4 protein-coding genes and 1 pseudogene are annotated in these 7,929 nt (G+C 58.6%); 2 read left to right on the forward strand and 3 right to left on the reverse strand.

The genetic code is table 11. The features are described 5' to 3' along the window. Positions 1-64: 64 nt before the first annotated feature. The 3 genes and pseudogenes from tnpB to LXM96_RS20380 all read right to left on the reverse strand — a co-directional run bounded on the left by tnpB (position 65) and on the right by LXM96_RS20380 (position 3,203). Positions 65-416, reverse strand: a pseudogene (tnpB, locus tag LXM96_RS20370) (IS66 family insertion sequence element accessory protein TnpB). Further along, on the reverse strand, positions 413-802 hold the full coding sequence (tnpA, locus tag LXM96_RS20375; RefSeq protein WP_240000395.1) for an IS66-like element accessory protein TnpA: 390 nt from the start codon (positions 800-802) through the stop codon (positions 413-415). The pseudogene tnpB and the gene tnpA overlap by 4 nt, the downstream one beginning before the upstream one ends. Before the next feature lie 304 nt (positions 803-1,106). Beyond that, positions 1,107-3,203 (reverse strand): AI-2E family transporter, encoded by a 2,097-nt coding sequence (locus tag LXM96_RS20380; RefSeq protein WP_240000396.1) that lies wholly within the window; start codon positions 3,201-3,203, stop codon positions 1,107-1,109. Between the two features lie 1,359 nt (positions 3,204-4,562). On the opposite strand from LXM96_RS20380, the gene LXM96_RS20385 reads away from it, so the two are divergent. Beyond that, entirely contained in the window at positions 4,563-7,238 is a 2,676-nt protein-coding gene (locus LXM96_RS20385; protein ID WP_240000397.1) for a PAS domain-containing sensor histidine kinase, read from the forward strand. Between the two features lies 1 nt (position 7,239). After that, positions 7,240-7,599 (forward strand): response regulator, encoded by a 360-nt coding sequence (locus LXM96_RS20390; protein WP_240000398.1) that lies wholly within the window; start codon positions 7,240-7,242, stop codon positions 7,597-7,599. The last annotated feature ends 330 nt before the right edge of the window (positions 7,600-7,929 follow it).

Here is a 7,929-nt window from a genome sequence, read left to right on the forward strand (position 1 = left end):
GAAGCTATCAAATCCTGAGCCGATTTGCCTTCGGAATCTGGCGTGCTGAGTCATCGTGCCGCAGCTATTCGATGGCTTCCGGGGGCCTCGTCTGGATGGTATGAACCCGCCGCCAATCAAGGACCGCGAAGAGTGCTTCGAACTGGGCATGGGTGAGCGTCATCAGGCCATCCTTGATGCCGGGCCAGGTGAACGTGTGCTCTTCCAGCCTTTTGTAGGCCATGACGATCCCGAGCCATCCCAGTAGATCAGCTTCAACCGATCCGCCTTGCGGACCGGAACACGAAGACGGTCCCAGTGAACGGGTCCCTGTGCAGCTCGTTCTTCACCAAGGCCGCCAATCCGTCATGACCCTTGCGGAAATCCACTGGTTTGGTCGCCACCATGATCCTGACGCGGTTCGACGGAAAGATCATGTCGCCGCCGCCATGGCACGGGCGATGGCAGCGATCCGGCTTGCAGATGCGCCTTCCTCCAGACGAATAGTGACGGGACCTATGACAATCTCGGGACGCGTGGCAGCCTTTACCGTCGGCGGCTCCGGCGCTGGCGTATCGACAACAATGGCGGCAAACTCGACCGCGTCTTCTGGCTCGGGCAAGACCAGCTTGCCCTGCCGCGCTAGTGTTCTCCAGGATGACAGGTGGTTGGCCTTCAGCCCGTGGCGTTCGGCCACTTCATTCACCGTCGCGCCTGGTCGCAAGCTCTCCGAAACGATCCGTGCCTTGACCTGATCAGGCCATTGGCGATGTGTCTCACGCCTGCTCCGTCGCGTTGTGAGAACCTCCAAAGTAGACTCCATGGAGAAACTCCTTGTCTCTCATCCATGGAACGTCGATCCCAGATCACGCAGCGACAGACAATGTGGGAGCAGAACAGCGGTTACTGGCAATTGACGGTTTCTCGCTATGAATGACGTCATTCCCTGACGAAGCGATTTGGGATGAAGCGTGCCGACGCGCAGACGCCTTTCGGGAGTTTCTGAAACACCGCACAGGCAAGCCAACGGTGGCGGATGTGGCACTGCTTGCGACAGAGCTGACGTGAAAGATAAAGTTCCTTTCCTCGCCGATCATATGGGCAACAACGGTGCGTCTGGGGTCGATTCAGTTCGACTGAGACTGTCCGGCGGTGGTGCTTGTCTTGTTTAGGGGGCGCCTGACGCGAATCTTGCGCGGCGGGGCAACCAGCGGCGGCTGGCTCCCGGAGAGCGCTTCGCGAGCGGCCGAGGTCAGATTGGAGGCTACGAAGTCAGCCTCTTTGAGATCAAGCGATAGCTTTTCGTCCTCGCCGTCCGTCCATAGCACCGCGCCCACCCGCGTCGCCGGGTACAGACGCTTGAGCCGGCGAACAACTGTGCGGGCCTGCCTGCCCGAGTCATCATTCAGGAAGCAGACAACAATGGCGCTTGTTCGTTCTGGAACTAGGTTGGTGCCACGACGATTGGCGACATCAGAGTGCCTCGCTACCCCCACCTCGGCTCCTTGGACCTGAAGGACTTGGGCCAACATGGCTGCCGACGCGTCATCGAGCGGGCCCCTGCCGCCGATGCAGAAGACTGTTTTGCCACTCCCGTCCGGTAGTTCTTCTGCATCATCGCTCACCTTCATCGGCGTGACAGGGCGTTGATCTACCTTGGCTTCATCCTTCTGGCCTTGTTCCTCCTGTTCTTCTTCCTGCGCGATCTCCGCAAGGTTCAAGACCAGAGCGGAGGCAGTTTCATAGACCTGATCCATTTGCTCCGCAGTCAACACACCACGACGCCGGTCCTTCTCAGCAAGCAAAAGGGCCGGGATAGCAACTTGGGCGTAGTAGTCCTCGAGATAGTCCTCCTCAAGGAGCTCCTCTGCGTAGTCAGTCGCCTCATCGGGGTCTCCTGCCAGCAGCCTTTGATAGAGGCGCTCCTTAGGATCAAGCACTGGCTCGCTTCCAAATAGAACCTCCAAGAACTCGAACTGCGGGACGTATCGGCCCAGGACTACAAGACAGACGGTCAGTGGTGTCGACAGGACCAAGCCGACTGGTCCCCAAAGCCACGCCCAAAAAATCGCAGCGACGACGATCGCCAAGGGGGACAGCCCGGTGCGAGATCCATAAAGCCAGGGTTCCACGATATTGTTGCTGGTCAATTCTAAAATGAGAAATATGGCCGCAACCCACAGAACGAGGCTCCAGCCTGGGTCGACCGCGAACGCCAAGAACAGCGGCAGAACCATCGCTATGACGGGTCCAATGTAGGGGACAAAGCGGAGGATGATCGCGAGCATTCCCCAGAGCGCTGCGTTCGGAACCCCCACCGCCCAAAGACCCAGCGCCAATGGGACGCCGTAAGTGCAATTGACGACCAATTGCATGAGCAGATACCGGGCAACCCGGCTGCCGGCCTCCTGGATGGCCTCTGTTGTTCGATGCAGATCTCCGTAGCCGACAAGGCGGATAAAGCGGTCACGAAGCGCTTCTCGCTCCAAGAGCATGAAAATGACCACGACTATGACCAAGCCTAATGAGGCTATGGGGCCGAGCAAGGGCCCTATCAGGCTCGTAAGTGTTTGGATTGGACGACTAGGCGCAAATATCTCAACGAGAAGGGGTTCTCGTGGTGTCGGGCCAGCGCCAGGGGGAGCATGCGGCTGTCCTTCATTGTTGAGTTCGCTGCCAACGCTCTCGATGGTGGACGTCAGGCGTCGAATGAAACCGTTGTCCGTTCCGCTATCTTGAAGTGCCCGGATCTTTGCTATGATGTTGCCCTGATATGCCGGGAGGTTTTGAGCCACCTCGGCGACATGTCCAGCCACGACAAGCCCAAAAATGACGAGAAAAAGGAAAGCGAGCAGGACGGTGATTATGACCGCGAGACTGCGCGGGAGACCCCACTTGCGCAGACGTGAAGAAATCGGAGCCAATGCGAACGTCAGCAGTACAGCGATTGCCAGAGGAAGAAGCACTTCCTTGGCGAAATAGAGAATAGCGATGACTGCAAGCACGCTTACAAAGGCAGGCAGGCTTGATGACGGAGAAGATGTCGAGATCGAATAAACGCGGCGGGGGCCGCCGAGGTCATTTAGCACTTCCGCCTCCGCGCTTTCGGCGTAGCTCGAACAGGTCAATGGCTGGCCGTTTCTATTTTGGGATATGGGGCGCTCATCCACCTCGGCAATGATACTGGACTTCAGCAGCGGCTGGGTGTTGGTGCGCGACCGCATGGGGAGCTCATCCTCGCCGATCTGCGAGGCAGATGATCACAAAGCACAGACCCTCAGCCGCATTCCAAGGCGTCCAATTGCCAACAAAATCAAGGACGCGGACGCGACCGTCCATATGTCGGCCAAGAGGTGGAACTCCCTAATTGAGCTTACGGTATATTCAGGGTCAGTTCGCAACCACCTGAACTCACCATGAAGAACACGGAGTGGATGGAGCTTCGGGCCGGGGCATCCACGACGCCTCGGATCTCTGCTTCCCGCATCGATAGTCTTCACACACGGACGATCCGCTAAAGGCCCCGTTGCGGTCATTGCCCGCGGGTCCCCAGCCAATTTTCCTAGCCGCCTTCGAACACGACGGATGGCCCAAGGAACTGCGGCCAAGATCGCCCAACTTATTGAGAAGACGCCACTTTTTCCTGCGGGGGATAGTCGCCAATTTGGATCGAAAAATCGGTCAAAAATGACTTGCCTGGGGACTTTGGATTCTCACATGATCTCAATCGCTTAGCTAAGAAGCCTTGAAATTCCCTCTATTTTCCCGCCGCGAGTGACCGTGGATGCCACCTTTGTGCCCTGGCTTTGGGCATCAGTCAACAGGACGGGCGAGCGGCAATAATTTCCGCTAAGTATACGGTCAGGTGGCCCAAACGCGCCGGCAGCTTCGCGCCCGAATCTAGGTCATAGAAGCGGTCGTAGTGCACATCTGAAAGCAGACACCGCTCGCGGCAACGTCACGACAGTTTGGGTAGAGCTCCTTTGGCGTCGTGGCAACCGGAGCGGGCGAGCGGATTTGCGGCTGAACGAAGGTGCGATCCGTTCGGTCACCTCGGCCGTATATGCCCGTCCATGCGCTCGGGTAGCTGAAACAAGGATGCCAAGCTGGTACCAAGGCCGGCAGTGGGTTTGCGGCTACAGCCGACAGGTCCTAAGACCCTGTTGCAATTTGTTTGTCGGATGCGGTGGTAAGTCCACAGCCGTGTTCTATTTAGTCCTAAAATTCGAGTTTCCACAGCATGAATACCACCCACCCTGACATCATCTTTCCCAGCACCGGTTTCATCTCAAGCGCAGATGAGCAGGTGGTCTAGGTGCCTCCCGCCGGTCGAAGATCGCGCCCGGCGAGCAATGGTCTCACATGTGCGAATATAGGGCGCAACTTCTATGAGCGGTTTGAAGGAAACCTCGTCTGCATCCGGCCACGAACAAGCTTCGTTGCCACCCTTCCTTCAAGGTGGAGGAGAAGCCGGGATGCTCCTGCGTGCGCACGATTGGTCTTCGCTCTCGCTCTGTCTACCAGAGTGCTGGCCGGTGGCGCTCCAGACTCTGGTTGGTGTCATGCTCGGTTCGAACCAACCAATGTTTATCATCTGGGGGCCGCAGCGAACGTTTCTGTATAATGACGCCTACAGTGGGATCCTCGCCGACAAGCATCCGGCAGCGATGGGGGGAGACTTCCTTGATGTCTGGCGGGAGATCAGGGACGATCTTCTTCCAATCGTCGAACAAGCCTATCGGGGCGAGCCTGTGCAGATGGACGACATCGAGCTTTGGATGGAGCGCAACGGCTTCCGGGAAGAAGCTCATTTTGCCTTCTCCTACACGCCCGTGCGGGGGGAAACCGGCGCGATCGACGGTTTCTTTTGCGTCTGCCAGGAGATCACCGGACAGGTCGACGCGGAACGCAAGCTACGCGAGAGCGAGGCCCGTGCAAAAGCTGACGCGGATCGGGTGAGGCTCGCTCTCGATGCTGGTGCGATCATTGGAACGTGGTTCTGGGACCTCCCCTCCGACAGCTTCACGGTGGATGAGCAGTTCGCCAAAGCCTTTGGTATCGACCCCAAACTCGGCCGCAGCGGTCTCAGGCTAGAGCAGGTAATTGCAACCGTTCACCCGGACGATAGGTCGGGATTGATCGCCGCCATCGAGGCAGCCATCGAGCGGGGTGGCCCCTACGCTCACCAATACCGAGTATGCCGAACGGACGGTAAATATCATTGGATCGAGGCGAACGGACGCGTCGACAAAGGGGCAGACGGAACACCGGTGAGCTTTCCAGGCGTGTTGCTCGATGTGGAGGAACGACGCCGTACGGAGACCGCGCTGCGGGCCAGTGAGGAGTTTAACCGCCGGGTGCTTGCGAGTTCGAGCGACTGCATCAAGGTCCTCGATCTGGAGGGCCAGCTTGAGTTTATGTCGGAGGGCGGGATGGGCGTGATGGAGGTGGATGATATCAATATGGTCCGCGGCGCCTTCTGGCCAGACTTCTGGGAGGGGGAGGAGAAGGCCAAGGCGCTAAGCGCCTTGGAAGAGGCCAAGCGTGGTGCTACCGGGCGGTTTCAAGGCTATGCCACCACCAGGAAGGGAAATCCGCGATGGTGGGACGTGGTGGTCACCCCAATAAACGGTGTCGCAGGGCAGCCTGAGAAACTCCTCTCCGTCTCACGCGACATCACCAGCACGATGCACGCACAAGCCGCGCTAAGGGAAACGTCCCGAAGGCTCGACGCCATCCTGAATAACACGCGCGAAGCTGTGTTCTTGATGGATCATCAGCAGCACTGCGTATACGCAAACGCGGCAGCAGAGAAGCTAACCGGCTACAGCGCTGAGCAGTTGCAGGGACGTCAACTGCACGATGTAATCCATCATAAGAGGCCTGACGGATCCCATTATCCAATCGAAGAGTGTCCAATCGACAGAGCCTTCCCGGCGCGGGCTCAGATGAGCGGCGAGGAGCTATTCATCGCGCCCGACGGTTCTTTCTATCCGGTGGGTTTCACGGCGAGTCCAGTGCTGGACGATGGGGGACGGCCAGTCGGGACCGTGATTGAAGCGCGTAACATTGCCGAGGAGAAAGCTCGAGAGGAGGCGCTGCAGGAACAGAAGCGCACTCTGGAGACCTTGAACCGCACGGGAGCAGCGGTCGCAGCTGAGCTCGATCTGGAGCGTGTCGTCCAAACTGTGACCGATGCTGGTGTTGAGTTGACCGGGGCGCAGTTCGGAGCCTTCTTCTACAATGTGCGCAATGAAGCCGGTGAAGCGTTCATGCTCTACACTCTCTCTGGTGCCGACCGCTCTCAGTTCGAGAGCTACGGACTGCCGCGCGCAACAGAGGTGTTCAAGCCAACCTTCGACGGCGATGGAGCTGTACGATCTGACGACATCCTTGCCGACCCGCGCTACGGGAAGAACACCCCGCATCAGGGTATGCCGAAGGGGCACCTTCCGGTTCGCAGCTACCTCGCCGTGCCTGTTACATCCCGCTCTGGTGAGGTGATTGGCGGGCTGTTTTTTGGTCATCCTGAGCCCGGTCAATTCAGCGAACATCACGAAACGTTGATGCTCGGGGTCGCGGGGCAGGCTGCAGTAGCCATGGATAATGCAAGGCTCTACCGAGATGCACAGCTCGAAATCGTGCAAAGATGCAAAGCTGAAGAGCAGCAACAATTGCTGATCAACGAGCTGAATCATCGGGTGAAAAACACTCTGGCGATCGTGCAGAGCCTGGCGCAGCAGTCGTTCAAAAGCGATGTACCGTCGGAGGCCGCACGGTTGACCTTCAATGCCCGGCTCAGCGCACTCGCCGCGGCGCATAACCTCCTTACCCGAAGGCATTGGGAAAAAGCATTCTTGTCAGAGATCATTTCCAGTTCGCTACACGCAACGGCAGGAGAGGCTTCGGCTCGGGTGGTACTTGAAGGTCCCGAGGTGGTCGTTTCACCTCAGACAGCTGTTTCGCTTGCCATGGCGGTCCACGAGCTCAGCACAAACGCCATCAAATACGGCGCGCTGTCCACCGATGTGGGCGAAGTTGCTGTGACGTGGGAGGTGAGCAAGAGCGAGGCCCGGCCGCGCCTTCGCCTAGAATGGAGAGAGGATGGGGGGCCGACCGTGACCGCACCCACCCGCAAAGGATTTGGGACACGCATGATTGAGCGGGGCCTCGCGGCCGAACTACAGGGCCAGGTTGCGCTTGAGTTTGCGCCTGATGGTCTGCGCTGCGTGATCGATGCACCGCTTCCGGAGGCTTAAGGTGAAGGATGTAGCCTCGGTACTCATACTGGAAGATGAGCCGCTTATTGCGTTCGCGCTCGAGGACATGCTCCTGGAGGTCGGCGCAAAGGACGTGCGGCTCGCTACGACCCTCGCGGAGGCCTTCCGTCTTCTCGACGACCGGGTTCCGGATTTCGCAGTCCTCGATGTCAACATCCGCGGCGAGCGAAGCTATGGCGTGGCAGGTGAACTGAGGAGGCGGGGAGTGCCGTTCGTCTTCGCGACCGGCTACGGAGACGCCGAGCATCCGCAGGCGCTGAAGACCGTGCCAACCCTCACCAAACCCTACAGCCTAGACGATCTGAGGTCAGCAGTCGTAGCTGCCACAGGCGCGGGGTAATCGAGATTAAGCTTCCGTATCATTCGGGGAGCTGCGGGTTCGCCAAGTGATGTTCGGCTCCAGTGACAGGAAGCAGGGACCATCAGGACGTAAGCTGCTCACGGACCGACGTTCGCATCGACCTGTTAATCAACGACGTTGGTCCTGGCGGTCTGCCAGGCTTTCTCCGAGTTACGTTCGAAGAGGCAGCCCAAGAGCAGACGACAGCGTTTCTTCCAGTTCCTTCGCCGCAAAGGGCTTGCTCAACACGGGCGATCCGGAGAGCTCAGAAGGGAGGCCGTTCTTTCCGTACCCGGTACTGAACATAAAAGGTACCCCACGTTCTTGCAG

The sequence above is a fragment of the Rhizobium halophilum genome (assembly GCF_021648825.1).
GTDB lineage: Bacteria > Pseudomonadota > Alphaproteobacteria > Rhizobiales > Rhizobiaceae > Neorhizobium > Neorhizobium halophilum.